The 25353-nt window shown below is 40.6% G+C and carries 26 protein-coding genes; 17 read left to right on the top strand and 9 right to left on the bottom strand.

The annotated features are described in order from the left end of the window. Window positions 1-8 precede the first annotated feature (8 nt). Window positions 9-284 carry an acylphosphatase gene (locus RsY01_RS02025; RefSeq protein ID WP_094783895.1) on the bottom strand — a complete coding sequence of 92 codons (276 nt, stop codon included), beginning with the start codon at window positions 282-284 and terminating at the stop codon, window positions 9-11. Between the two features lie 217 nt (window positions 285-501). Here RsY01_RS02025 and RsY01_RS02020 point away from each other — a divergent pair, with 217 nt between their 5' ends. The 11 genes from RsY01_RS02020 (at window position 502) to pyrG (ending at window position 10926) form a co-directional block, all read left to right on the top strand. Continuing rightward, window positions 502-1236 (top strand): TrmH family RNA methyltransferase, encoded by a 735-nt coding sequence (locus RsY01_RS02020; protein WP_094783894.1) that lies wholly within the window; start codon window positions 502-504, stop codon window positions 1234-1236. 168 nt (window positions 1237-1404) lie between these two features. Then, the gene (rpsD, locus tag RsY01_RS02015) at window positions 1405-2016 is read left to right on the top strand and encodes a 30S ribosomal protein S4 (RefSeq protein WP_094783893.1); all 612 of its coding nucleotides are present in this window, start codon (window positions 1405-1407) and stop codon (window positions 2014-2016) included. A gap of 283 nt (window positions 2017-2299) precedes the next feature. After that, the gene (locus tag RsY01_RS02010; protein ID WP_094783892.1) at window positions 2300-3028 is read left to right on the top strand and encodes an AzlC family ABC transporter permease; all 729 of its coding nucleotides are present in this window, start codon (window positions 2300-2302) and stop codon (window positions 3026-3028) included. Further along, window positions 3028-3342, top strand: coding sequence for an AzlD domain-containing protein (locus tag RsY01_RS02005; RefSeq protein WP_094783891.1), 315 nt, complete (start codon window positions 3028-3030; stop codon window positions 3340-3342). The genes RsY01_RS02010 and RsY01_RS02005 overlap by 1 nt, the downstream gene beginning before the upstream one ends. A 141-nt stretch (window positions 3343-3483) precedes the next feature. Next, window positions 3484-5478: an ABC transporter ATP-binding protein/permease gene (locus RsY01_RS02000; protein WP_094783890.1), complete on the top strand. Its 1995-nt coding sequence runs from the start codon at window positions 3484-3486 to the stop codon at window positions 5476-5478. 66 nt (window positions 5479-5544) lie between these two features. After that, a complete protein-coding gene (gene truA / locus RsY01_RS01995) occupies window positions 5545-6309 on the top strand; it encodes a tRNA pseudouridine(38-40) synthase TruA (RefSeq protein ID WP_094783889.1) in 765 nt (254 codons plus the stop codon). Continuing rightward, window positions 6281-7078, top strand: coding sequence for a bifunctional hydroxymethylpyrimidine kinase/phosphomethylpyrimidine kinase (locus RsY01_RS01990; RefSeq protein ID WP_094783888.1), 798 nt, complete (start codon window positions 6281-6283; stop codon window positions 7076-7078). Before truA ends, RsY01_RS01990 begins: the two co-directional genes overlap by 29 nt. Beyond that, complete coding sequence (locus RsY01_RS01985) at window positions 7075-7644, top strand: TIGR01440 family protein (protein ID WP_094783887.1); 570 nt, start codon at window positions 7075-7077, stop codon at window positions 7642-7644. The genes RsY01_RS01990 and RsY01_RS01985 overlap by 4 nt, the downstream gene beginning before the upstream one ends. An 8-nt stretch (window positions 7645-7652) precedes the next feature. Beyond that, window positions 7653-8642: a GNAT family N-acetyltransferase gene (locus RsY01_RS01980; RefSeq protein ID WP_094783886.1), complete on the top strand. Its 990-nt coding sequence runs from the start codon at window positions 7653-7655 to the stop codon at window positions 8640-8642. Window positions 8643-8691: 49 nt separating this feature from the next. Beyond that, a complete protein-coding gene (locus RsY01_RS01975; protein ID WP_094783885.1) occupies window positions 8692-9162 on the top strand; it encodes a hypothetical protein in 471 nt (156 codons plus the stop codon). Window positions 9163-9315: 153 nt separating this feature from the next. Continuing rightward, window positions 9316-10926, top strand: coding sequence for a CTP synthase (gene pyrG / locus RsY01_RS01970; protein ID WP_094783884.1), 1611 nt, complete (start codon window positions 9316-9318; stop codon window positions 10924-10926). A gap of 44 nt (window positions 10927-10970) precedes the next feature. On the opposite strand, the gene RsY01_RS01965 is transcribed toward pyrG, so the two are convergent. Together RsY01_RS01965 and RsY01_RS01960 are read right to left on the bottom strand one after the other, a co-directional pair. After that, window positions 10971-12542 (bottom strand): ATP-binding cassette domain-containing protein, encoded by a 1572-nt coding sequence (locus RsY01_RS01965; RefSeq protein WP_094783883.1) that lies wholly within the window; start codon window positions 12540-12542, stop codon window positions 10971-10973. Between the two features lie 117 nt (window positions 12543-12659). After that, entirely contained in the window at window positions 12660-12851 is a 192-nt protein-coding gene (locus RsY01_RS01960; protein WP_094783882.1) for a YjzD family protein, read from the bottom strand. A 189-nt stretch (window positions 12852-13040) separates the two neighbouring features. On the opposite strand from RsY01_RS01960, the gene RsY01_RS01955 reads away from it, so the two are divergent. After that, complete coding sequence (locus RsY01_RS01955) at window positions 13041-16163, top strand: DNA polymerase III subunit alpha (RefSeq protein ID WP_094783881.1); 3123 nt, start codon at window positions 13041-13043, stop codon at window positions 16161-16163. Between the two features lie 57 nt (window positions 16164-16220). Here the strand turns inward: RsY01_RS01955 and trhA are convergent, their stop codons facing one another. Beyond that, complete coding sequence (gene trhA, locus RsY01_RS01950; RefSeq protein ID WP_094783880.1) at window positions 16221-16862, bottom strand: PAQR family membrane homeostasis protein TrhA; 642 nt, start codon at window positions 16860-16862, stop codon at window positions 16221-16223. 214 nt (window positions 16863-17076) lie between these two features. Here trhA and RsY01_RS01945 point away from each other — a divergent pair, with 214 nt between their 5' ends. The 4 genes from RsY01_RS01945 to RsY01_RS01930 all read left to right on the top strand — a co-directional run bounded on the left by RsY01_RS01945 (window position 17077) and on the right by RsY01_RS01930 (window position 19793). Continuing rightward, complete coding sequence (locus RsY01_RS01945) at window positions 17077-17907, top strand: DegV family protein (protein WP_094783879.1); 831 nt, start codon at window positions 17077-17079, stop codon at window positions 17905-17907. A gap of 51 nt (window positions 17908-17958) precedes the next feature. Next, a complete protein-coding gene (locus RsY01_RS01940) occupies window positions 17959-18822 on the top strand; it encodes an SGNH/GDSL hydrolase family protein (protein ID WP_094783878.1) in 864 nt (287 codons plus the stop codon). Then, window positions 18812-19384, top strand: a complete 573-nt coding sequence (locus RsY01_RS01935) for a YpmS family protein (protein WP_094783877.1) — start codon at window positions 18812-18814, stop codon at window positions 19382-19384. The genes RsY01_RS01940 and RsY01_RS01935 overlap by 11 nt, the downstream gene beginning before the upstream one ends. Window positions 19385-19517: 133 nt before the next feature. Beyond that, window positions 19518-19793: an HU family DNA-binding protein gene (locus tag RsY01_RS01930; RefSeq protein ID WP_003139300.1), complete on the top strand. Its 276-nt coding sequence runs from the start codon at window positions 19518-19520 to the stop codon at window positions 19791-19793. A 99-nt stretch (window positions 19794-19892) separates the two neighbouring features. Here RsY01_RS01930 and RsY01_RS01925 read toward each other — a convergent pair whose 3' ends face one another. From RsY01_RS01925 to RsY01_RS01905, 5 genes are all read right to left on the bottom strand, one after another. Beyond that, complete coding sequence (locus RsY01_RS01925) at window positions 19893-21038, bottom strand: tyrosine-type recombinase/integrase (RefSeq protein WP_094783876.1); 1146 nt, start codon at window positions 21036-21038, stop codon at window positions 19893-19895. A 125-nt stretch (window positions 21039-21163) separates the two neighbouring features. Further along, complete coding sequence (gene dinD, locus RsY01_RS01920) at window positions 21164-22024, bottom strand: DNA damage-inducible protein D (protein ID WP_094783875.1); 861 nt, start codon at window positions 22022-22024, stop codon at window positions 21164-21166. A gap of 177 nt (window positions 22025-22201) precedes the next feature. Next, window positions 22202-23272, bottom strand: coding sequence for a zinc ribbon domain-containing protein (locus tag RsY01_RS01915; protein ID WP_094783874.1), 1071 nt, complete (start codon window positions 23270-23272; stop codon window positions 22202-22204). A gap of 3 nt (window positions 23273-23275) precedes the next feature. After that, window positions 23276-24475: an ImmA/IrrE family metallo-endopeptidase gene (locus tag RsY01_RS01910; RefSeq protein ID WP_167373208.1), complete on the bottom strand. Its 1200-nt coding sequence runs from the start codon at window positions 24473-24475 to the stop codon at window positions 23276-23278. Continuing rightward, the gene (locus RsY01_RS01905) at window positions 24462-24830 is read right to left on the bottom strand and encodes a helix-turn-helix domain-containing protein (RefSeq protein ID WP_094783872.1); all 369 of its coding nucleotides are present in this window, start codon (window positions 24828-24830) and stop codon (window positions 24462-24464) included. The genes RsY01_RS01910 and RsY01_RS01905 overlap by 14 nt, the downstream gene beginning before the upstream one ends. Window positions 24831-25150: 320 nt before the next feature. On the opposite strand from RsY01_RS01905, the gene RsY01_RS01900 reads away from it, so the two are divergent. Continuing rightward, window positions 25151-25342, top strand: coding sequence for a hypothetical protein (locus RsY01_RS01900; RefSeq protein WP_094783871.1), 192 nt, complete (start codon window positions 25151-25153; stop codon window positions 25340-25342). Window positions 25343-25353 lie beyond the last annotated feature (11 nt).

Raw genomic sequence — 25353 nt, 5'->3', positions numbered from 1 at the left:
TAATCTCCTTAATTAATCATTTTGAAATCATCAAAGTCTGGTGAATTATCAAGTTTCACATCCAAATAAGCCACATGACCATAAGGTGACGGCGATTTTCGGACGTCACTGATAAATTTTTGCAGGCTGAGCTTGTCGTCGGATTGGGCAAAAATTGTGACTGAGCCGTCGCACTCATTTTTGACCGTCCCCTTGATATTCAGGCGTTTGGCTAACTGGAACGTCGTATAACGAAAGCCCACACCTTGCACACGACCCGTCGCATTTAACTTGACTTTGTTCATCTTTATTCCCTTTCTAAGCTTTCACTTCGTGAGTTCTTGGAACTTGAACAGTTCTGCTACCCCGTTTCAGTAGAGCTATTCGCGAATTAAATTGACTATCTTTAACTCCATTATATCAGAAATGGGTAGAATTGTGGCAAGTATTGGTAGCGCTTCCTTTTTGTCTTATTTGCGGCAAAAGGAACTAAGGCAGTCACCATTATGTTAAAATAGACCTATGGAAATGATCACATCAAAAGATAACACACGCGTCAAGCACGCGAAGAAACTTTATAAAAAGAAAAATCGGACGAATTCTTACCTAATTGAAGGGCAGCATTTATATGAAGAGGCTTTGGCATCTGGGGCGGATTTCAAACAGATTTTTGTAACGGAAAAATTTGCGGACATACCGAATGCGACACTCGTCTCAGACGACGTCATGAAGTTCTTATCAGACGCTGAAACACCGCAAGGCATTATCGCGGAAGTGAGTCTTGAACCATCAGCTCTAAAACCTGAACAACTAAACAAACTCCTGATTTTGGAAAATGTTCAGGATCCGGGCAATGTCGGCACGATGATTAGAACGGCTGATGCTGCGGGTTTTGACGGTGTCATTTTGACAGCGGGTAGCGCCGACATCTACTCGCCAAAAGTCCTGCGCACCATGCAAGGCTCACACTTTCATCTGCCGATTTTTCAGGAAAATGAGGCGCAGGATTTATATCAACGCTTGAAAACTCAGGGAACGATAGTGATTGCGACCACCCTATCAGAGACATCGGTAGACTATCGAACTCTCAGTCAACCTGACAAGTTTGCCCTCATCATGGGGAATGAAGGGGCGGGTATCACACCAGAAACATCAGTTACCGCTGATATTTTAGCACATATTCATATGCCCGGTCAGGCAGAGTCTTTAAATGTTGCTGTTGCTGCGGGTATTATGATTTTTTCCTTGACAGACTAGCATTTTCCTGATATACTTGTAGAGTTGAGTTATGCAGCCGCGAGCTAGGGCATCGTCAACATTTCCAGTGTTACAAAGTAACCAAAGCTGTGAGGCGAACTGGAAATGCACGAACCGGAAACTTGCAAAACATGCTCTTCAAATCAAATTTTTGAAGGAGACATTCATATGTCACGTTACACAGGTCCATCATGGAAACAATCACGTCGTCTCGGCGTATCATTGACAGGTACTGGGAAAGAAATCGCACGTCGTAACTACGTACCAGGTCAACACGGTCCAAACAACCGCTCAAAACTTTCTGAGTACGGTTTGCAATTGGCTGAAAAACAAAAACTCCGTTTCACTTACGGCGTTTCTGAACGTCAATTCCGTAACTTGTTTGTTCAAGCAACTAAAGCAAAAGAAGGCACACTTGGTTTCAACTTCATGGTCCTTCTTGAACGTCGTCTTGACAACGTTGTTTACCGTCTTGGTTTAGCAACAACTCGTCGTCAAGCACGTCAATTCGTCAACCACGGTCATATCTTGGTTAACGGTTCACGTGTTGACATCCCATCATACCGCGTAAATGTTGGTGATGTAATCTCAGTTCGCGAAAAATCAATCAAAGTACCAGCAATCCTTGAAGCCGTTGAAGCAACACTTGGCCGTCCAAGCTTCATCACATTCGACGCTGACAAACTTGAAGGGACATTCGCACGTTTACCAGAACGCGACGAAATCAACCCAGAAATCAACGAAGCACTCGTCGTTGAATACTATAACAAACAAATGTAATCGAAGTCGAAAGCCAAAGGCTTTCAGCGAAGCGTCATTTGTTTGCCTACAAGGATTTGAGAACCGCGTAGTGTTTGAGCAGTTCTGTGAACTTCTCGTTTCGCTTGCGAAACCTAATCCGAGTAGACAAATATCAAAAAGACAGTCAATAGGGCTGTTTTTTTCACCCTAAAAAGTATCACAAAATCAAGGAAGAATCTCTGTTTTTCAATCTCTAACAAAAACCAGAAAAAAACACCTGATTTTCTGCTATAATAAACCTATTACACTTCAGGAGTCGAACATGTCAAAAAGTTATAAGTTTAGGGATGGAATGAGAGCGGCCATTCCCGTTAGCCTAGGCTACATCAGTATCGGTGCGGCATTTGGCATCGTCGCCGTCGCTCAGGGTTTTAGTCCATGGCAAGTCGCCTGTCTATCCATTTTACTCTACGCCGGTTCCGGCCAGTTCATCATGATTGCTATGCTGGTAGTGCATGCGCCGATTGCCATCATTAGCCTGACTATCTTCCTCGTCAATTTTCGCATGTTCCTCCAAAGCCTGACCGCCACGCAAATCTTTCCGCATCAGTCCCTCAAATCCGGTATCGGCATGGGTAGCTTGATGACCGATGAATCCTTTGGGCTCATGGTTTTGGAAGATGCGACAAACACCCCGATCACAACATCTTGGATGCATGGGGTAAATATGATGAGTTATCTGACTTGGATACTGTCTACGATTTTAGGCGCGGCAGTAGGTAATCTCATTGCGAATCCTGAAAAACTTGGCATTGATTATGCCCTAGTCGCTATGTTTATTGGTTTACTGGTCTTGACCCTAGATGCTATGGTTAAAACGGAGCGCCTTAAGATTGTGCTGACTGTCTTGGTAAGTTCAGCCGTGATTTATGGTCTAGCGGGGATTGTCACCTCTAGCTATGTGGCTGTCTTGATTGCGACGATTATCGGTGCTTTGATTGGTGCTGTGATGTCGACACCTAAAGAGACTAGAAAGGCAGAGGTCATCTGATGTATTTTTATCTTGCTTTATTATCGGGCGTTATCGTCACTTGGGTACCCAGAATTTTACCTTTCCCGCTGGCTAAGCTGATTCAATTTCCAGCTTTCTTTAAACGCTTTTTGAACTACTTATCGCTTTCGATGATGACTAGTTTACTGGTTTCTGAGTTATTGATTTTGCACAAAAATGCGCTACCGAGTCTTGACGGTATGAAATGTCTCGCCATGCTGCCTGCCATGTTGGTTGGCTACTGTCACAAATCTTTGATGTTGGCGGTCGTGACAGGTGTTGTTGCGATGGCGATCTTGCGTGCCTTGTTTTGAAGTTGCTGTCGGGCAACTTTTTTTGTATGATGTGCTAGTTTATTGTGAAAATAAGTCTTAAGCCCCATGAAAATAGTCTGAAAAAACTTTATACTTAAGATTGAACAAATATTTTACGGTATCAATAGAAAGGTCATCACTATGACAATCTTAGAATTAAAAAATATTAAGAAGTCTTATTTTCTTGGAAAAGAAGAATTTCCAGTCTTAAAAGGTTTGAATCTCAGCTTTGGCAAAGGGGACTTCGTCTCAATTCTCGGGGAATCTGGCGGCGGAAAATCAACTTTGATGAACATCATCGGCGGTCTTGACCGCAAGTATGATGGTGAAGTCATCGTCAATGGCACCAAGCAAGCAGATAAAAAAGAAAAATCCATGGATGAATATCGCCGTGATACAGTAGGCTTTATCTTCCAATCCTTCAATCTGGTTAGCTATCTGAGTGTTTTAGATAATGTTATGATTTCACTTAAAATGACGAATTTATCGCACAAGGAACAACTTGTTAAAGCTGAGGCGCTTTTGAAACAAGTTGGGCTACTGGAACATAAGAAGAAAAATCCCAATCAATTATCGGGTGGTCAAAAGCAACGTGTTGCCATTGCACGGGCGCTGGCGAATGACCCTGACATTATTATTGCGGATGAGCCAACAGGCGCGCTCGACTCGCAAAATACCAACGATGTCTTGGAGATTTTATCGACCATTGCCAAAAGTGGCAAGACAGTGATTGTTGTGACGCACTCGCAGGATGTGGCGAATCATGGGACGAGAATCGTGCATCTGGCTGATGGTCAAGTGACATCAGATGAGCGAATTAAGCCATCATACGAAACGATTGAAAAAGCGCGTGAGTTTAAGACAAAATCCTTATCATTTGGCGCAAAATCGCGAATGGCTTGGCAGCATTTCCTACATAATTGGAAACAAAATCTGATGATTATGATTGGCGTTGCCATCGGTCTCTTTTCTGTTATGTTCTTCCTTGGGTTAGGGAATGGCGCCAAAGGCTATATGAATAAAATGGTCACTGATTTGGCTAATCCTAATGTCCCTATGGTCATGAAGCGCGTGACTGCAGATGAGAATAAGAAAAATGACGAAGCCTATATGGAAACGACGCGCCTAATGACACAAAACTCGGCGAAAACAGCGATTTCTGATACCTTGGTCGATAAAGTTAAAAAATTAGATCACGTTAAAAAAGTTGAAAAAGCCTTTGATGTGACCCCAGCTGACTTGACAGTTAGTCTTGATAAGACAAAAGAACCTTTTACGGAAATTCAAACTTGGACAGGTGTGAATACAGATAGTTCAATCTTAGTGGGTCAAAAACCAAGCGAAGGTGAAGTCGTTGTGCCAGATACCTTTGCTAAAAAATGGGATAAAAAAAATTGGAAAAAAATTGTCGGTCAAACCTTACATCTTGAGTATCAAATGATTAACAAAAACGGTGCACCTGTCACCATTACCCAAGATGTCAAAGTATCAGGCATTACCAAGGGTAATCCTGCGCAAAGTCCGCTGACGATGCACTTTAAGACACTGCAAAAAGCCTTTGCCGCAAATGGTATCGTAACCGAGCCTAATTTTATCGTGCCAACGGTTGATGACAGCCACAATGTTGACTCAGTGGTTAAGAAAATTCAAAACCTGAAAACAGATGGGAAGAAAGACTTCGTGACCTTCTCGCTCGGTACTGTTTTGAAACCGATTAATAATATCACCTCCATTGTGACTATCGTTCTTGCCTTGGTTGCCGGCATTTCACTTCTGGTGAGTCTGATGATGATTATCGCAACGACTTATATGTCAGTTGCGGAACGGACGAAGGAGATTGGTATTCTGCGTGCTTTAGGGGCAAGAAAAGGGGATATTCGCTTACTCTTTGTGATCGAGACGGTAATTTTGGGGCTTGCCTCTGCTATTTTGGGGATTATGGTCGCCTTTATGGGAGAAGTTGCGGTCAACTCAGGCGTCAGCGACTTACTTGATAAATTCCATATCATCCAAATTTCAAGTGGTGCTGTGATTGGTAGCGTGATTATCGCTATCGTCATCGCCTTGTTTGCAAGTCTCATGCCAGCAGGAAAAGCTGCGAGATTGAACCCGATTGAAGCCTTGTCGAACGACTAAGCTACCTGAAAAAGATTCGAAAGAATCTTTTTTGCTATTGACTTCTAAATTGAGTATAATATTAGCATGACACGATATAAAGCAAAGATTGCATACGACGGCACAGATTTTGCCGGTTTTCAGATTCAAAATAATGGTCGAACTGTTCAAGAGGAGCTAGAGCGTGTTTTGGCGAAACTCAATTCAGGTCAACCAGTCAAACTTCACGGCTCAGGTCGGACAGATAGTGGCGTTCACGCGCTAGCTCAGATGATTCATTTTGATTTGCCCCAAGCGCGTGACGCTGAAAAATTGCGTTTTGCCCTGGACACGCAAACGCCGGATGATATTGACGTTTTAGCGCTTGAGCAGGTTGCAGATGATTTTCATTCGCGCTTCAACCCCCACAGCAAAACCTATCAGTATCGCCTGACCACCTCTCGTGCCAATAATCCCTTAACCCGCCGTTTCAGCTACCATTTTCCGAAAATCATCGCTTTTGACAACATGGTGCTGGCAGCCCAGTTGTTGGTTGGGACCCATGATTTCACAGGCTTTACAGCCTCTGGCGCGACGGTCGAGGACAAGGTTCGGACGATTACACAGGCAGATGTCGTGAGACATGGGACAGATGAAATGCTCTTCATTTTTTCTGGCAATGGTTTCTTATATAAGCAGGTCAGAAATATGGTCGGAACGCTGGTGAAAATTGGTGCAGGTAAATGGCCAGTTGAACGGGTTTCTGACATTTTAGCGGCGCAAAATCGTGAGTTAGCAGGGCCGACAGCCCCTGCGCAGGGGCTGTGTCTGATGGAGGTACGTTATGACGACGATGATGAAGCCAATGCCTAAAATCTTGGCGATTTCAGGTTCGGATATTCTATCTGGTGGCGGTTTTCAGGCAGATTTAGCGACCTATTCTCAGTATGGCATTTATGGGTTTGTTGCCGTGACATCGATTGTGACAGCGGCTGAAAATGGGACTGGCTTTGATATTTTTCCGACGAATCTTGATATTTTTAAGCGGCAATTAGACAGTCTAGAAGGTGTTGCTTTCGATGCGATTAAGATAGGTCTGTTACCATCACTAGAGATTGCCGATTTAACCTTGCGTTTTATTCAGCGCCATCAAGATGTCTCTGTCATTTTCGACCCAGTGTTGGTATTTAAAGAAAATAAAGATGATGAAATCTCTCAAATGACGGCGAAACTGCTAGCGTTTTTGCCCTATGTCACGGTTATCACGCCCAATTTGCGAGAGGCTGAGATGTTGTCTGGGATGACCATTACAACTTTGTCAGATATGAAAGCGGCAGCGGTCATTTTGGCAAATCTGGGCAGTCAGCATACGGTGATTAAAGGTGGTAGTCGGCTGGATAAACATTTTGCGAGAGACATTTATTATGATGGTCAAGCATTTCACGAGTTTGTCCAACCGATCGTGGCGCGCAATAATAATGGTGCAGGCTGTACCTTTGCTTCAGCGATTGCAAGTAATCTGGCGCGTGGGAAATCGGTGTTAGAAGCAGTTGAATACAGTAAAGCATTTGTTTATCAAGCTATCCTTAACTCAAATGAATACGGGGTATTTCAACGTTTAAACAGTGAGGGAAATCAATGAATTTAGAGAAATTGCAAGTACAAACAGAAATTTTGATTGATGATGTCATCAAGCAAGCAGACCTCAAAAAAGGTCAGATTTTTGTTCTAGGTTTATCATCAAGTGAAGTCAATGGCGGGGTAATCGGCCATCAGTCATCAGCTGAAATTGGACAAGTCATTGTCAAAACGATTTATGATAAATTGGCGGCAATCGGTGTGCATTTAGCCGTTCAAGGCTGTGAACATCTCAATCGGGCTTTGTTAGTCGAACGTGACTTAGCAGAGCTCAAAGACTTGGAAATTGTTTCTGTTATCCCGCAGCTCCATGCTGGTGGTAGCGGTCAAGTTGCAGCCTATGCTTTATTTCATGATCCCGTCGAAGTCGAATTTATCACAGCACAGGCGGGGCTTGATATTGGGGATACAGCCATTGGGATGCACGTCAAGCATGTGCAAATTCCATTTCGCCCAATCAGGCGTGAATTAGGTGGCGCGCACGTGACCGCGCTCAAAAGTCGCCCTAAGCTGATTGGTGGGCCACGTGCCAGCTATGATGCTGTTGATGCCTTTAGACAGGCAAAGTGAGGAATAAAATGACGATTGAAACAGCTTGCTTAGACCTAGCGAAATATGCTTTTCATAAAAATCCAACCGGCGGCGACCGTGCCTTTTACAAATTATTAGAGCAGTCGACCCTGCATACCCATACTGAAAATGGTGATTTGACCAGCATGATTATTGATACGCATTTTCAGGTAAATTTTCAAGGTCAGACTGTCCCAATGTCGGGGATTGGCTATGTGGCAAGTTACCCTGAGTGCCGTGGCAATGGTGCAGCCAGTCAGCTCATGACTGAGATTTTACAAGAGAATTATCAAAATGAAACCATTTTTTCTTATCTCGCCCCTTTTTCTTATGGCTTTTACAGTCAATTTGGTTATCGTTATGTCTTCAATCAAAAACACTATGAGATTCGTGCAGCTGACTTTCCAGCGGGTGCCAAAACTGACTTAACAGTCAAACGTTTAGATTTTGCGACAGCTCAGTCAGACCTAGCAAGCATTCACGCCCAATCAATCGGGAATGGCAGCTTGGTTCGGGGTGATTTTGAATGGTCTTACTATTTTGATGATAAGAAACAGCCTTATTTTGCAGTCATGTATAATCAGTCTGAGCCTAGAGGTTATGTCATTTATGATTTTGATGGTATGGATTTTATCATTCACGAATTGATAACCCTTGATGACCAAGCCAAAAACGCAGCCTATCGTTTTATTGCCAGCCACGCCGGTGCCTTTGAACAGTTTGTCTACACGGCACCATCAAATGTGACTTTAGAACAAGATATGCGTGAGCCGAATCGTGCTAAAATCAGCCTGTTACCCTATATGATGGCGCGAATTGTCAATTTGAAAGCTTTCTTGAAGCGATTTCCAGTTAATATAGACAAGCAGTTTACGATTATCGACACCCTATTGCCAGAAAACAATCTAACATTTGGCTCAGGTCAAGCCGTCACGATGATGATTGGTGAATTTACTGAGTTTGTCATGCAAGATGTCATCTTGCGAGAGTATTTTTAATGAGGTTACAAGGCAAATACTAGTGCTAACTAAAACAATAGGAGTTTGAATGAAAGACGAAAAAAAACGAGCTAAGGCGCTCTTGCAAGAACAATCACTGCCCTATGCGACATGGACTGGGAATTTAGCGATTCCGATTGCAATGATTGTCATCTTTATTATTGGTTTGCTTGGTTATGGCATGAGTTTTTACAGTATTGTGATATTGGTTGCGACGATTCAGGTTCACCGCTTTAATGCGAAACTCAAGCTGGGAAATCGTTCTTATATTGCGCCGATTATGGTCTATCTCTATAATGTTTTATCCATTCCGATGGCAATCCTATTGCTTCATTTAGACAATGGGGAACTTTTACCATTATTACTCATCGAACTCTTGTTTGTGGCAACGGTGGTGACGGCGATTGTCTTTTTCTTCATCACAGCAAGTCAGATTAAAAAACAATTTCCAACGCTGAAAGCAGATAGACAGGCTGCTTTACAAGTTTACAAAGAAACATTGGCAAATTTGATGAAATAAGTCGATTTGACAAGTCCACAAAAATTTTGCTATAATAATTATCGGGCACCGCTCAGGCGGTCAGACAGATAGCTCCCAATATTGGGAGCTTTTTATATTTATTTTCCCAGTTGTTCAAGTGTTGAGATGAAAAAATAAGGAGATAATAGGTAAATGACAAAGTATATTTTCGTCACAGGTGGTGTGGTTTCAGGGATTGGTAAAGGGATTGTGGCGTCAAGTCTTGGGCGTCTTTTGAAAAATCGAGGGCTTAAAGTCACGATTCAAAAATTTGATCCCTACATCAATATTGACCCAGGGACGATGAGTCCTTACCAGCATGGGGAAGTTTACGTGACAGATGATGGTGCGGAAACTGACCTTGATTTGGGTCACTATGAGCGTTTCATGGATGTCAACCTCAACAAATACTCTAACGTGACGACGGGTAAAATTTACTCAGAAGTGTTGCGTAAAGAGCGTAAAGGCGAATATTTGGGTGCGACCGTTCAGGTTATTCCGCACATTACAGATGCTTTGAAAGAAAAGATTAAACGTGCGGCAGCGACGACTGATTCAGATGTGATTATCACTGAGGTCGGTGGCACCGTTGGGGATATTGAGTCATTGCCATTTCTTGAAGCCTTGCGTCAGATGAAATCTGATGTGGGTGCGGACAATGTCTACTATATTCATACAACCTTGTTACCGTATTTGAAAGCGTCAGCTGAGATGAAAACGAAACCAACCCAACACTCTGTTAAAGAATTGCGTGGTTTGGGGATTCAGCCCAATATGATCGTCATTCGGACAGAAACGCCGGCTGAACAAGGCATCAAAAATAAAATTGCCCAGTTTACAGACGTTGCGCCAGAGGCTGTGATTGAGTCGCTTGACGTGGAACATTTGTACCAAATCCCGCTTAACTTGCAAGCCCAAAACATGGATCAAATCGTTGTCGATCATCTCAAACTTGATTTGCCAAAAGCGGATATGACCGAGTGGACAGAAATGATTCATCACGTTATGAACCTCAAAAAATCGACTAAGATTACCTTGGTTGGGAAGTATGTCGAGCTGCCAGATGCTTATATTTCTGTCGTTGAGGCCTTGAAACATGCCGGCTACCCTGCGGATACCGACATTGACCTGAACTGGGTTCAGTCAAACGATGTGACCCCTGAAAATGCTGCTGAGCTTTTGGGCGACGCTGACGGGATTATCGTGCCGGGTGGCTTTGGTCCCCGTGGCACTGAGGGCAAGATTGCGGCGATTCAGTATGCGCGGGAACATGATGTGCCGATGCTTGGCGTTTGTCTGGGCATGCAGTTGACCTGTGTCGAGTTCGGTCGCAATGTCCTCGGACTTGAGGGTGCCAACTCAACTGAGTTGAATCCTGAGACGAAATTCCCGATTATCGACCTCATGCGTGATCAAATCGATGTTGAAGACATGGGGGGCACCTTGCGTTTGGGACTTTACCCTGCGAAATTAAAAGCACATTCAGTGACCGCAGCAGCCTATGACAATCAAGAAGTCATCCAACGCCGTCACCGTCACCGTTATGAATTTAACAACGCCTACCGTGAACAGTTTGAAAAAGCAGGACTCGTCTTCTCAGGCGTGTCACCTGATAACCGTTTGGTTGAAATTGTTGAAATACCAGAAAATAAATTCTTCGTGGCCTGTCAATATCACCCAGAATTGTCAAGCCGTCCAAACAGATCAGAAGGTCTTTATACAGCCTTTGTCAAAGCATCTGTTGAAAACGCTGAAAGTAAATAAGCCAAAAAATGCCAGAACAGATGTTCTAGCATTTTTTTGATTGTTTAAAGTTGAATGATTTGGTCTAACAAATCACGACTTTCATCGTAGAGGTGATGGGTGATCATGATGACAGTTAATGTGGGATCACTTAGGATGTTTTGTTCAATCTGAATGGCAGTTTGCTTGTCGAGGTTGGCAGTACTTTCATCCATGATTAAGATTGGCTTATCACCCATTAATTCACGGGCAATGGCAAGCCGTGCCTTTTGACCACCAGAAAAATTATCATCAAAGATAGTATCTAATCTATCTTTAGAAAAATCGTCTGCCAGACTTGTCTTTAAGGTCTGATCAAAAAGTTGGTTTGGAATATCACGACCAATTTTCAGATTGTCAGCTAAAGTTTCATGAAAGACATAAGATTCTTGCCTGATGAGTGCAATGATATCTTGTAAACTTTGAATTGTGACGTCACGGTAATTGGCTTGCTCAATGAAAATATCACCCTCATAGTTTTGCATATTGCCCATGAGTAAATGAACCAAAGTTGATTTGCCAGAACCTGAATCTCCAACGATAGCAACTTTTTCGCCTTTCTTGATAACAAAATCTGGAAAAGTAAGTCTATGACCATTTTCAAATGGCATGACTAAATTTTTAGTTTTGATTGCTGTTGTAAAATCTTTTACTGGCATTGTCATCTCCTCAGGGGTTGCTTGATGACTATGATATTTTTCCATTAACTTGAAAGTTCCTTTGAACGTGACAATATTGTAGGCAGCACCTCGTGTATAATTAAATAAACAACTGGTTAGATTGGCGATGGAGAAGATAACCCCTGTCGTGACTTCACCATGGATGATTAAGTAACCTGTCACGATAAACATCACAACTTGCGCAATGATACTTGCCATCATCGAAATGGAATTGGCAGTCGCAGATAGTTTAGCTAATGTTACTTTGGGATTGATTAAGGCTTTAAAACTATCTAAAATTTGTGTTTTGAAATAATTACCTTGGTTATTGTGATAGAAAACTTCGAAACCGTTGAAGAAATCGGTTGTTTTGCCCAGAGCTTGATTGGAGAAATCTGAGACATCTTGTGTGGCTTTGGCAATTCTTTTTTCAAAAAATTGCGGTGCGAAATAAACAAAGGCTGTCATAAAAATAGAAACGACCAGCAAAAGCCAGTGGAAATAAATAATAGCAAAGGCATTTAAAAGAACGGTTACAACACTTTCAACAGCGCCGTAAAACTGAATAAAACCATTGTCATGCAGTAGCGTCATATCGTTCACTAACCAAGAACTGTAGGTCTCTTTACTATTCGCTTTGACCTGATTGTAGGATTTGTGCGTGAGATCGTCTAAAATATCTTCTCGGATTGTGTTAATTTGATTTTGGATAATCCGTTCTTTGAAAGTATCTTTAGTGGCTTGTAAGAAACTGTAAATAAGCCAACATATAATGTCCATGGCAGCCCAAAATAGAAAAGTCTGCCACTCTCCAGCAATAATGGCATCTAAGAGCCAAGTTAAAACAAGTGAACCGACAACATTAATGCCCGCCCAAAATAGAATCAACACAAATAAAAGAGCATTGTGCCATTTGAATTTTTGAATATAATAAAACATACTTTTTCCTCTCCCAATATTAGAGCTTATGTAAGCGGTTTCGTTTTATTATACCTCATCTGTTTCGAATGTTCAATGTCATCTTTTTTTGAAAATAAAAAAAATAAACCCTAAGGTTTATTTAGACGTTTTAGCTTCTGGATCTTTTGGGATTGAGATTTTGTCTAGGATAAAGATAAAGACTGCGAAGACAACGGCAATGCTTGCCACTAGGCTAGGTTGGAAACTGGTATCATTCAGTTTACCGATGACAAACCCAGCAAGTTCACTTAAAATCAATGACCAAAATAGAACAACGAAGAATTTCATACTACCATCTGCTTTCTAAAGGGGCTTCTAAAATAGAAAATGACAATTTTAGATATGTCCTGATATGTTTCTTCTCTCAAAATAAAGTATAATAGAAATAAGGAAATTTTGCAAGAAAAACATCAAATAGAGTGGACGATAGCAGTTCAAATGTTCACTAATGATACGTCACTAATATAAGGAGTTATCATGTACGCCCAACTTAATACGAAAACCGTTTTTAGTTTTATGGACGCGACGGTCAAACTCACAGATTACATCACAGCAGCCAAAGCGCTCGGCTATCAAACGTTAGGCATTTCGGATATTGATAATCTCCATGCTGCCCACCAATTCATCATGCAAGCCCAAGCGGCAGGCATTCAGCCGGTCATTGGTTACGAAACGACGCTTTTGATGGACGGTCTCGCTATTAATTTCACTTTTATTGCCAAAACAAACGCTGGTTTAAAAAATCTCTACAACATTTCGAGTAAGAAAAACTTCGGCTATAACGATTTGATAGACATGCACAGTCATCTGAGCGATGTTGCCCTGATCGTTCCCGCGGATTCAGCCGTTGACAGCATCCTTGCCCATTTGCCCCAAAACGATGTTTATGTCGGTTTGGCGCAGCCCATGGCATCAGGCTTTTTGCGGCCGACCATTCCTTTTTTATCAGTGAGGTATTTAAACGCCGCGGATGCAGAGACACTGGCGATTTTACATCATATCAAAAACGGCACCAAGTATGATGACAGCTTGACCAGCAACCATTTTGAAACTTTACGGGCGGAAAGTGAAGTCCGCGCTTTATTTGATGCGGAAAGCTTGAAAAATCTAGACCGGTTGGTTTCAGAAATCAGCTATGACCTCGCACTTGAGACCTTGGCTTTACCGCGCTTTAATCCTGAAAAATTAGCAGCAGATGAACTAAGAGAAACTGCCGAAACTTTTTTGACCGCTAGAAACTTAATCTCAACCAGCTATCAGGCTAGATTAGACCATGAATTGAGTGTTATCCATGATATGGGCTTTGACGATTATTTTTTGATTGTCGCCGATGTCATCCGCTATGCGCGCTCGCAACAAATTTATACAGGCATGGGGCGTGGCTCTGCGCTAGGCTCGCTCGTAGCTTACGCTTTGCAGATTACAGGTGTCGATCCCGTTGCCAATAACTTACTCTTTGAGCGTTTCCTCAATCCTGAACGGGCCAGTCTACCCGATATTGATATTGACATGCCAGATAATCAGCGTGCTGAGATTTTGACCTATGTCAAAAATCGGTATGGTAGTAGCCATGTCGCACAAATTATGACTTTTTCGACCTTTGGCATGAAACAGAGTTTTCGGGATGTCGCCAAGGTTTTTGGCATGACAGAAGTCGAAATTTCACATGTTTCGAGTATGATTGGCCGCTCGGATAATCTCGCTCAGGAATATGAGAAAAATAATCGCTTTAGAGCTGAGATCATTAACGATTCTCGTCTACAGCAAATCTTTTCCTATGCGCAGAAAATAGAAGGCATGCCCCGTCAGAAGTCGGTTCACGCCTCGGGCGTCGTCCTAGCTGCCCACGATTTGACGGATTACCTGCCCTTAGCACCTGGCGAAACCTTACCCATTACCCAGTTTGAAGCGCATGATGTTGAAGCAATTGGTCTGATTAAATTTGACTTTCTGAGTATCAAAAACCTAACTTTCATCAATGACATGCGGGATTTAGTGGCAGAAAGATATGACAAACATATCGACATCAGCCAAATTGACCTCAATGATGATACGACGCTTGAAATTTTCAGAAAGGGTCAGACTTTGGGGATTTTCCAGTTTGAAAATCCTCAGATGATGAATTTTCTGCGCCAATTAAAACCGACAGAATTTGCGGATGTGGTCGCAGCGACCTCGATTTTCAGACCAGGACCCTCAGCTTTCATTCCAGAATTTATCAGACGCCGGCATGGTGAGGAAACGGTTATTTATCCGGATACCTCGATTGCTGACATTTTAGCGCCGACTTATGGGATTATGATTTATCAGGAACAAATCATGCAGGTTGCCCAGATTTTTGCAGGTTTTTCACTCGGTCGGGCGGATTTGCTCCGACGAGCTATTTCTAAAAAACAAGGCAGTGAATTTGAGCAGTTAAAAGCTGAATTTATTGCAGGCAGTTTGAAAAAAGGCCACACGACAGAAAAAGCGACGGAGATTTATGAGTTGATTGAACGCTTTGCTAACTACGGTTTTAACCGGTCTCATGCCTTTGGTTATGGCGCTTTGGCTGTTCAAATGACTTATTTCAAGGCGCACTATCCAGATGTCTTTTATGAAATCATGTTGCGGGATAGTAAGCGTGTCGCACTGCTCAATGATGCACAAAATCTAGGTTTTAAACTGGCACAACCGACGATTAATCGCATGCCCTACTATGATAAATTATCTAATGGTGAGATTTTCTTAGGCATGCGGGCGATTAAAAGTTTCCCACGTGATTTAGCCCTTTGGATTATTGAGCATCGAGAATTTTCAGGGTTGCAGGATTTTATTCAGAAATTACCTGAAAACTATCGAAAGGAAACGGTCATCAGACCCTTGATTGAGATTGGGGCATTTGATTATTTTGACACCAATCGCCGGAAATTAGTTGAAAATCTCAAGAAATTGTTGGACTTTAATTCTGTTTTTCAGACGGATCTTTTTTCCGAAACGGCGACTAATTTGAAGTTTGCTTATGTTGCCTATGATGATTATAGCAATGCTGAAAAATATCAGATGGAGTTTGATTTGATGGGGGTGGCAGTGACGGAACATCCCCTGATGCGGATTGCAAGAACACGCCAAGGCAATTTTACTGAGATTAGTGCCCTTACGACGGGGCAAAAAACAACGATTTTGGTTCAACTAACGCATTTGAAACCACATCGAACGAAGAATGGTGCAACCATGGCTTTCTTAAATGTGACGGACACCAAGGACGAACTTGATGTGACCATGTTTCCTGAAAGCTATCATCATTATTTAGCTGAGTTGGCGGTCAATGATTTTTACTTGATGACGGGTAAGGTTTCTGAGCGAAATGACCGCTTGCAGTTGATCGTTGAAAGCTTGGTTAAGGTGGTGGAGACGGATAAAAAACTTTGGTTAGCTGTTTTAGATACGACTAAAAATGCGCGTATTGCCCAGATTTTAAGAGAGTTTCCGGGCAATTCGCCTGTGATTTTGTATAATGAAACCACAAAAACCACACAAATGACAGGCATTTACGTCGACGAGTCGGAGATTTTATTGAAACGCTTGACGGGATATGTGGATAAGGCGATTTATAGATGATTGACTTAATCTAATGCAAAAAATACGCCTCTTGTCGGATGACTGGGGCGTATATCTTTAGATAAATTTATAAACCGAGAGCCACATGAGCACAGCTGCTGCAATGACGAATAAATGCCAGACCACGTGAGCATAGGGAAATTTGAGCGAGTAGAAGAAGGCGCCGCAAGTGTAGAGCACACCGCCGATAAAGAGGAGCCAGACGCCCGTGTGTGGCAAGGCGTCCCAGAGTGGTTTCAAGGCAAAGACGATGAGCCAGCCCATGATGACATATAAGACCGTTGACAGGCGTGGCACGTGGTCCCATTTAGGTAGAAAAACAGATTTGAGGACGATACCTGTGATGGCGCACGCCCAAACGATGGCAAATAAGGTCCAACCCAGCCAACCATTGAGCGTAATCGAGCAATAAGGCGTATAAGTCCCCGCAATCAAAAGATAAATCGAAGAATGGTCAAAAACTTGGAAAACTTGATGCGCTTTGGTAAAGATGAGACTGTGAAAGAGTGTCGAAAAAAGAAAGAGCAGTACGAGTGTCGACCCATAAATGGTATAACTGACGACTTGTAGTGCGGAATGGTTTGCAACGCCCTTGAGGATAAGCAAAACCAATCCTGCGACCGCAAAGCCAAATCCGATACCGTGTGTGACGGCATTAAAAACTTCATTTGTAATGATGTAAGCCTTGGAATTTTTCAAAAGACACCTTTTTCTATATTATGCGAATAAAAAGCAATGTGATAAATTGAGAAATTTTACTCAAAATTTGATATAATAATCTTGGAAGTAGTTCAAATTCTACCATCTAGTTTTGAAAACTACTTCATCTCAAGTATAACATATTTTTGGAGATTACTAGAAAATAATTGTTTTTATTTTTAAGTCGCTTCCGACAGAAAAGAGTTTTTTAACAATGACGATAAAAATTGTGACGGACTCAACGATTACAGTTGAGCCAGAACTGATTGAAAAATACGGGATTACGATTGTGCCCTTAGCGATTTTGATTGACGGTGTCCTGTATCAGGATACCGATTTATCCGCAGACCAATTCATGGCAAAAATGAAGGTCAGCAAGAATCTGCCTAAAACATCTCAACCACCAGTTGGGGTATTCTCGGAAACTTACGATAAATTAGCCCAAGACGGTAGCCAAATCATCAGTATCCATTTGACCAAGGCCTTATCTGGTACGGTAGAAGCGGCGCGCCAAGGTGCCATGCTCTCAAATGCAGATGTGACGGTCATCGATAGCGACTTTATCGACCAAGGCTTGAAGTTCCAAGTCATCGAGGCGGCGAAAATGGCAGCAGCTGGTGCGACAAAAGCAGAAATTCTAGCAGCAATCGAAACAACTAAACAGAATACGGAGCTTTATATCGGGATTTCTAACCTTGATAATTTGGTCAAGGGTGGGCGCGTGAACCGTGTGACGGGAATGCTCAGTGGGATTTTAAATATTAAAGTGGTCATGGCGCTAGTCGATACCTCATTAGTACCAATTTTAAAAGGTCGTGGGAACAAGACTTTCCAAAAATGGTTGGATGAGTTTTCAGAGAAAATCGCCACTCGAAAAATCAAGGAGATTGGCATTTCACACGCAGAAAATATAACTTTTTCTGAGTTGATGAGAGATAAGCTTCAACCTCTTGTGGGCAAACAAATTTCAATTTTAGACACTAACTCAACGGTTGCGACACATACTGGACCAGGTGCTTGGGCACTGATGATTGAGTTTGAATAAGCTGGGAACTAACCGCTAATCGTTCTTGCGCAACATGCAATAGGAAAGACTATGAAAGAAAACAAATACAAAGGGCGTTTGCGCCGTTGGTTGATTGAAATTGCCGTCTTCGTGGTGGCAATTTTTGCCCTCTTTACCATTATTAGCCACTTTTTACTTATTCCAGTAGGATCAGAACTTTCTAACAAGGAGTTGAAATCTGCCTTAACCCAGAAACGTCTGAATTATGTGGCAATCGGAGATTCATTGACAGAAGGCGTTGGCGATCAGACCAATCAAGGTGGCTTTGTTCCGCTATTAGCCAAATCCATTGATGAGATCTCAGATGTCAATGTTGTCTCGCAAAATTTTGGTGTGGCTGGCGATACGTCCACTCAGATTTATAAGCGCATGACTGATCAGAAGAAAATCCAGTCAGCGATTAAAAATGCGGATGTGATTACCATCACTGTGGGTGGCAATGATGTCATGAAAGTCATCAGAACACAGCTCACGAACCTGACAGAGAGCTCATTTGATAAGCCAGCACAAACCTATCAAAAGCAGTTGACCGAAATCTTTGATTTTATCCGCAAGTATAATTCAGATGCGCAGGTCTATATCTTGGGCATCTATAACCCTTTCTACCTCAATTTCCCCGATATCACGGAGATGCAAGATATCATCGACCATTGGAACCAAGCAACACAGGCGACCATTGCCCAGCAAAAGAAGATGTACTTTGTCCCGATTAACGACCTGCTTTATCAAGGGGTAGATGGTAGTCAAGGCGTGACGACTAGCGATGGCACCGTTCAAACGATAACGAATAATGCGCTGTTTGAGGAAGATCATTTTCATCCCAATAATATCGGCTATCAAATCATGAGTGACGCAGTCGCTGAAGCTTACAAGGAGCATCATAATGAAAAATAAGTACTGGAAATATCTCTTTTTGCTGATACTAGCGATTAATATCGCTTTCGTTGCGGTCGTTGGCTTTCAAATTACCAAACATCGTGATCAAAAAGTATTGGACAAGGTGAGTGTCATCAAAGGCGTCAATAAAGTTGCAGAAATCTCAACCAATACAGAGCAACTGAATACGGTCATTAACAAATATCTAGGAGACTTCCAAGGGGAAAAGATGAGCTATAAGTTCTATCTGTCTGATAAAGCCGTCCTTGAGGGCTCTTATCAACTATTTGGGAAAGATATCCCCTTATATGTCTATTTTGAACCTTATGCCTTAAATGATGGCTTAGTTGATCTGAAAGTCAGTAGCATTTCCATTGGGACCTTGAGTTTACCGACTAAGACTGTTCTAAATTATATCAAGGGTTCTTACGATTTACCTAAATTTGTGACCATTGAATCAGAGAAACAAGAAGTTTTAATCAATTTACCGCAAATTGCGCTGGCTAAGGATACTTTTTTAGAGGCTAACAAACTTGACTTGAAAAACGATAAATTTGTCTTTAACTTGATGCAAAAGTAAATAAATAGCGCTTTTTATGTAAAAATACCTTTAAAATCGCTAGAATAGCGGTTTTTACTTGCTTTAATGGTCGTTACTTGCTATAATAAAGTTTGCCTGAGGGTAAAAATAATTATTGGAGGACATTTTTAAAATGGCTAACAAACAAGAATTGATCGCAAAAGTTGCAGAATCTGCAGATTTGACTAAAAAAGACGCTGAAAAAGCAGTAAACGCTGTTTTCGCTTCAGTTTCTGAATTCCTTGCAAAAGGTGAAAAAGTTCAACTCATCGGTTTTGGTACATTCGAAACTCGCGAACGTGCAGCTCGTGAAGGTCGCAACCCACAAACTGGAGACTCAATCAAAATTGCAGCAACAACTGTTCCTGCATTCAAAGCTGGTAAAGCTTTGAAAGACGCTGTTAAATAATTCAACGTCTAGCATATGACAACCACAGGGCTCTGTGGTTGTTTTTTTGTTGGTTCGGGCATTCATATGGCACATATATGGCACAAAATATAAAAACGCCTATTTGGCGTTTAGGATATCTATGATGCTTGACTTCATGTTTTCTGTTACGTGGGTGTATATTTCGCTTGTCGTTTTGCTGCTATGCGAGTGCCCCACTCTATCCATAATTGCCTTTAATGGCACATTATTTTCAGCTAGAAAGCTGACCAGACTGTGTCTGAAGATGTGTGAGCTAAAATTCTTTTTTATCGGCGTTTTAAGGCGTGTATTAGCTCTTTTTAAGGTTAGGTTGAATGAGTTTATCTGAATAGGGATACCGCTGTTAGAAACGAAAATAAAGCCCATATTGTGGTAGGTGGGATTTATCATTTTTTCTGTTTGAGATATGGCTATCATTTCATCTATAATGGCTATTTCCCTATCGCTCAACTCTACTGTTCGATAACTACTAACTGTTTTCGGGGTTGTCTTGTCGCCTTTGGCATAACCAACAGTCGTATCTAAAGTACCATGTATATCAATGGTCTTATCTGATTTGTGGTAATTGTCATATTTCAAGGCTATTGCCTCGCCCATTCTGCACCCGTTGAGGCTCATGAATTCGGCGAGTAAACCGTGACGGTAAGTATCTGGTCGTCTATATAGCTCTGCTAGAATGTCAGAAAGCTCGGATTGCTCCAAGTATTTGTTGTTAACTTTTTCTAGGTCTTCAAGTGTCTTGACGCGCTTAGGAAGTTTCGCGCGCCTTGCTGGATTGTCTGTGACATATTCTAGGGTTACGGCATAGTCAAAAATGAGGTTTAGGACTGATTTTATTCTTTCGAGTTGTGAGCGTTTGATATTATCATCGTTGATAATATTTTGGATGAATTTGACATTGACATTTTTAATTTTTGTATGCGGGTTAATCGTATTGAGCAGATAATTTACCCCGCTAGTCATTGAGCTGATTGAAGATTGTTTTAGCGTCTTTTTGTACTGTTCCCACCATTCTTTTGAGACATCCAGAAGCAACGCATCGGTTGTGGATAACTCGTTTAGCTTACGACTGATTTTTTCGTTTAACAATAACGCAGCTTGCTTTTGCATTGACCTGCTATTTCCATCTAGTGTGACACTGATCCGCACCATTTTTTCAGTGTATGGGTCGATGTATCTTTCAAAATATTGGTATCTGCCGTTTGGTATTTGTTGTGACCACATTTGATTTCTGCTCGCTTTCTATGGTAAAATGGGGATAGTAAAAACACTAGCAATAGTGCATTATGATGATAAGCGTTACTCACAAACTTTGGTCGGGGAGTGGGTGGCGCTTTTTTTAAGTATACTTAATCGTCAAAAAGAGAAAGTTGATCATCATTAGTTTGATTTTTCAGCTTATTTTTTTGAGCTTTTTTCAACTCATTGATGCTTTCGCTTGGCGTTGGTAGATTTTCAGGCATGGTTGTCCCTAATTCTTCCATTGTTTTTCTGATAGTCTTACCAACATTAAAGTGTGTTTCGTTGGCAAGTTCTTCATCAGATAATTGCCTACTTCGTAAGACTTCATCGGTTTGGGTGGCACGGAAAAGGTTAGCGGCTAACTCGGCACTTCCCATATGGTCTAGGATATTTTGACCATCCTCAAGCTCTTTTCGGTCATGGATATCTTTTTTGGTCATGCCGCCATATAGACCTTTATAACCAAAATTTTGAAATTTACCATAGTTGGTGACGCCAGACATTTTAGCAGCTTCAAGCAATGATTTATTATGCTCTTTCATTTCTTGACGAATTGCAAGGCGTTTGTTGTTTTCGTCAAGGCTGTTGAAATTGTCGACTAATTCTTGTTGGCGTGTTTTGATGGCAAAGTAGCTTTGACCAAGGGCGATGACTTCTTTTCGTGGGTCACCATTTTGGACAATGAGGTAGCAGGCATATCGTGAAAGTTTTATATCGCCAATTTCACGTTCACTAATACCGACTTTTACCATTTTGCCAACGTCGGCAAAATTGGAGTTTACGGGGATCCCAGCATTTTTGCTTGCAACTTTTGCCCGTTCAATTGTTTCAGCGAAACGACGCCATTGAGAATATTCTAAAACGGGTTGCAATTCTCTGGCATACCAATATTCTTGACCATTTTCATCAAGGTGTTTGATATTTTCAAATGTTAATTCATCGTAATTTGTTTTAAGTTCATCCGTCATATATTTCTCCGTATTATTAAAATAACTGCCCAACTCGTAAGTTAGACAGTTATTTTAAGTTCGCAAGGGCGAACGTTCATTAAGATTAATATAAGCATATCATATCTTAGTTTAAACTGTCAAATTCAATCTTTTTATTTTTTTAGCTTTTAACGTGGATCAAGTTTACACGATACCTTATATGCTATTTTGTTCTAAACTCGGAATGGCTACGGGTGAATAAACATGGGTTTCGCCGTTAGCTTCATACTTGACAATGAAACCATATTTAACTGGGTCCCACATTTCACCTGTCGGGATTGGGAAAACTAGAATCGGCATTCTAAGTTCGCCTCCATATCCACTGTTAGAAATAGCAGCATTGAACTGCTCATCCAATTCCTTTATCAATTCTTCAGCAGAATCACTATATATGAAAAAATCCCTAGGTTCTTGAAAGTTTCGCCTAATCGCTTTTTTCATTTGATCTATAGTCATGTATGGATGAGTGAAGTCAATTGGATCATTGAGATCATATTTAAAATAACTTGTTTTAATTATTGGATTAACCTGTAACTCAGTAATTCTGAAATCCAAAGAGTTGGGTTTTAGGATCTTATTTTTTGAAATAGTGGGGTCGGGATAAATACTATCTATCTTTTGGAGTGCTTCAGATAACACTTCTCGTACTTTTATTTGATTTTCTAAACTCCCTAAAGGGTAATCGTGTTCCTCATATACTTGAACGTCGTAGACATTATCTGTATTATACCCGTCTAGATATGATAGTAGTAACACAGTAGTAAGTTTAGTTGCTATATAAGTAAGTTCCTTCATATCACCATTATTGACATGTCCATCCAAGAATCTATAAGCGGGGTACATGACAGAGTGTAGGTATTGTTCGATTCTGACAGCAATTGATTGATCTAAATCAACTAACCAATCTTCAAGAGATTCAAGAAAAGAATGTCTTGAAGTTAGTAGCTTATAGGGAGAGGCGTATTTCAGTTTTTTGATTGTAGCAGGTGCGTCCCAAAGATTCAATAAACCGCTTTCATAATATGTTGAGCTAGCACCACATACTGAACAATATCTTGCTTCAGAAGAAAGAGGATCCTTACAAGGTGTAGTAGAGTATATCTCAGTATCTTTGATGTTTGTACCGGAACAATAATTTATTCGTTCAGTACCACATATTTCACAATACTTATCTGTTGTATATTCATAGCCACATTCAAGGCAAGTGTTATCAATATTATTTTCCATATTTTAATAAGGGAGTTCCTCCAATTCTGAGATATTGTTCCACGCTGGTAAGAATCCATTTTCTAAAAATGTTGATATTGCACCACAGTTACAGCAATATCTATCAGCTCCTTTTAATGTCCCTGTACATTTTTCTTTGACGTTATAGATACTAGAAAAAGGATCATTTTCTTCGTGAAGACCAGTACATTTGTTAATAATCTCATTACCGCAAACAGAGCAGAAATTATTGTTTAGATTTTCGTTTTTACAATTAGGGCACTCCTCAGTAAGCCGTCCTTCATCATCCAATATCAACGCTTTATATTTCATTGATTTTTCTTTCTTATCTCCTTGAACATAAAATTCTATTAATTGTTCATTTGTCTCATGAAATTGAAAATAGTTATTGTGCGTAACAACTTCCAATTCATTAGATCCGCAAATTGCACAATAGTTTAATTGATGCTCATAATTAATATCCAGACTTTTGCAATTACTGCAGAAGTGGTAATACTTGGATTTGAAAATTCGCTCTAAAGTTAAATATTGGGACTGGTTTCTTGCTTTTTCGCCAAAGAAATTTTTACGATCAATAAAATTGAATCTTTGAAGTGCATCTGAGAACCAAGCTGGAGGATTTAAATTATTTAACCACCACCCACCATTATTTCTTGACTTTGAAATATTTTCAATGGCGTAAGTACTAGATTGATTACTAATTTCAAATTTTCTGGATACTACATCAGCACTTAAAGGATCGACCCTGCTCACGAGAAAGCTAGGAGCTAAAAGTTCTTTCGCGAAAAAATCAGCTTCTATTTCGAATACTCTATTTTCTATTTCTGTTATACTGTTTCTTGATAAAACTGAATTTTTTGTAGCAAATGGGTGACCTAGAAAAAGATGACCTAACTCATGGGCTAACGTAAACCTTATGCGTTCCACCATCTTTTCTGAAACATTTGAGTTGTATAGAATTAATATTTTATTTTTTCCATAAGTGGAGATGGCACCTTCATCAGAGAGTGCCATTTTTTGAGCAACCTCTGTCTCAGATATACCAACTAAATCAGACATTTCTTTATATGAATATACTCTAAGCTGCTCAACCTGATTAATAATATCAAAAATTGGAATAGGAAAGACTGTTACATTTGAAGCCTCTAATACTTTGTAAGCAACTGTTTTAGCATTTAAAAAGTTTGGTTTACTTATTGTCATCATCTTCAAAAGCTTTATCAAAAGCTACCTTCCACAAATCTATCGCTTTTTTTCTATCTTCATTGCTCATATTTTTAGCTGCTCTTTGAATGATACGAATTTCTTCATCTTCCTCAAGCCATTCTGAAAAATCTTCTTCGGGAGAACTAGGACGGTATGGGTTCTGAGTTCTTCCTAATAGATAGTCTGTTGTTGTATTAAAATAATCAGCTGCTTTTTCTAAACTGGTGCCGTTGGGTGTTTTTTTTCTCCAAGCGTATAATGAGTTTCTTCCCATTTCGAGTTTATCTTCTACTTCTGAAATTGTTAGTTTTCTTTGCTCTGCAAGTTGTTTAATACGATCATAAACCGTCATTTTTTTGTGCCTCCAAAAAAGATACAAAAAACAAACCTAAACTTTTTACTTGTTTTGTGTTGACAACTAGCAAAAAGTTTAATATAATGTTCTTGTAAGATGAAAAACTAGCTTATTTGCTAGTTTAATAAAACCTGTAATTACTAACTAAAAAACAAATGCCACCACGCAAGTTTTTAAAAGTATTTAATAGGTCTTTTAACTATGCTTTTAGTTTAGTATAAAGTTTAGTTTTTGTCAATAATAAACTATAAAAAAAGTTAATTTCCATCTTATTACTAAGCTAGTGTATAAGCTAGTGAAATAGAAAGGAGCTTATTATGCCACAAACAACCACTGGTCGCGAAAAGATTATTGAGTTTATCAAAGAGAGCGGAGTAAATCAAATTGATTTGGCTACTCAGTATGGTATTTCATCGGGTGATTTTTCAGATATGATGACCGGTAAGGATACTTCTAGCCGTGCCAATCGTGTAATCCTAAAAATCATTAGTGATTTCAAAATTCGCTAGAAAGGAAAACT

It is taken from the genome of Pseudolactococcus reticulitermitis, from assembly GCF_002260845.1.
Taxonomy (GTDB): Bacteria; Bacillota; Bacilli; order Lactobacillales; family Streptococcaceae; genus Pseudolactococcus; species Pseudolactococcus reticulitermitis.
This window is presented reverse-complemented; position numbering and strand designations above follow the sequence as displayed.

Excerpts from the sequence above, each read along its gene's own strand:
- RsY01_RS02025 (WP_094783895.1), bottom strand. The coding sequence starts at position 284 with ATGAACAAAGTCAAGTTAAATGCGACGGGTCGTGTGCAAGGTGTGGGC.
- RsY01_RS02020 (WP_094783894.1), top strand. The coding sequence starts at position 502 with ATGGAAATGATCACATCAAAAGATAACACACGCGTCAAGCACGCGAAG.
- rpsD (WP_094783893.1), top strand. The coding sequence starts at position 1,405 with ATGTCACGTTACACAGGTCCATCATGGAAACAATCACGTCGTCTCGGC.
- RsY01_RS02010 (WP_094783892.1), top strand. The coding sequence starts at position 2,300 with ATGTCAAAAAGTTATAAGTTTAGGGATGGAATGAGAGCGGCCATTCCC.
- RsY01_RS02005 (WP_094783891.1), top strand. The coding sequence starts at position 3,028 with ATGTATTTTTATCTTGCTTTATTATCGGGCGTTATCGTCACTTGGGTA.
- RsY01_RS02000 (WP_094783890.1), top strand. The coding sequence starts at position 3,484 with ATGACAATCTTAGAATTAAAAAATATTAAGAAGTCTTATTTTCTTGGA.
- truA (WP_094783889.1), top strand. The coding sequence starts at position 5,545 with ATGACACGATATAAAGCAAAGATTGCATACGACGGCACAGATTTTGCC.
- RsY01_RS01990 (WP_094783888.1), top strand. The coding sequence starts at position 6,281 with ATGACGACGATGATGAAGCCAATGCCTAAAATCTTGGCGATTTCAGGT.
- RsY01_RS01985 (WP_094783887.1), top strand. The coding sequence starts at position 7,075 with ATGAATTTAGAGAAATTGCAAGTACAAACAGAAATTTTGATTGATGAT.
- RsY01_RS01980 (WP_094783886.1), top strand. The coding sequence starts at position 7,653 with ATGACGATTGAAACAGCTTGCTTAGACCTAGCGAAATATGCTTTTCAT.
- RsY01_RS01975 (WP_094783885.1), top strand. The coding sequence starts at position 8,692 with ATGAAAGACGAAAAAAAACGAGCTAAGGCGCTCTTGCAAGAACAATCA.
- pyrG (WP_094783884.1), top strand. The coding sequence starts at position 9,316 with ATGACAAAGTATATTTTCGTCACAGGTGGTGTGGTTTCAGGGATTGGT.
- RsY01_RS01965 (WP_094783883.1), bottom strand. The coding sequence starts at position 12,542 with ATGTTTTATTATATTCAAAAATTCAAATGGCACAATGCTCTTTTATTT.
- RsY01_RS01960 (WP_094783882.1), bottom strand. The coding sequence starts at position 12,851 with ATGAAATTCTTCGTTGTTCTATTTTGGTCATTGATTTTAAGTGAACTT.
- RsY01_RS01955 (WP_094783881.1), top strand. The coding sequence starts at position 13,041 with ATGTACGCCCAACTTAATACGAAAACCGTTTTTAGTTTTATGGACGCG.
- RsY01_RS01945 (WP_094783879.1), top strand. The coding sequence starts at position 17,077 with ATGACGATAAAAATTGTGACGGACTCAACGATTACAGTTGAGCCAGAA.
- RsY01_RS01940 (WP_094783878.1), top strand. The coding sequence starts at position 17,959 with ATGAAAGAAAACAAATACAAAGGGCGTTTGCGCCGTTGGTTGATTGAA.
- RsY01_RS01935 (WP_094783877.1), top strand. The coding sequence starts at position 18,812 with ATGAAAAATAAGTACTGGAAATATCTCTTTTTGCTGATACTAGCGATT.
- RsY01_RS01930 (WP_003139300.1), top strand. The coding sequence starts at position 19,518 with ATGGCTAACAAACAAGAATTGATCGCAAAAGTTGCAGAATCTGCAGAT.
- RsY01_RS01925 (WP_094783876.1), bottom strand. The coding sequence starts at position 21,038 with ATGTGGTCACAACAAATACCAAACGGCAGATACCAATATTTTGAAAGA.
- dinD (WP_094783875.1), bottom strand. The coding sequence starts at position 22,024 with ATGACGGATGAACTTAAAACAAATTACGATGAATTAACATTTGAAAAT.
- RsY01_RS01915 (WP_094783874.1), bottom strand. The coding sequence starts at position 23,272 with ATGGAAAATAATATTGATAACACTTGCCTTGAATGTGGCTATGAATAT.
- RsY01_RS01910 (WP_167373208.1), bottom strand. The coding sequence starts at position 24,475 with ATGACAATAAGTAAACCAAACTTTTTAAATGCTAAAACAGTTGCTTAC.
- RsY01_RS01905 (WP_094783872.1), bottom strand. The coding sequence starts at position 24,830 with ATGACGGTTTATGATCGTATTAAACAACTTGCAGAGCAAAGAAAACTA.
- RsY01_RS01900 (WP_094783871.1), top strand. The coding sequence starts at position 25,151 with ATGCCACAAACAACCACTGGTCGCGAAAAGATTATTGAGTTTATCAAA.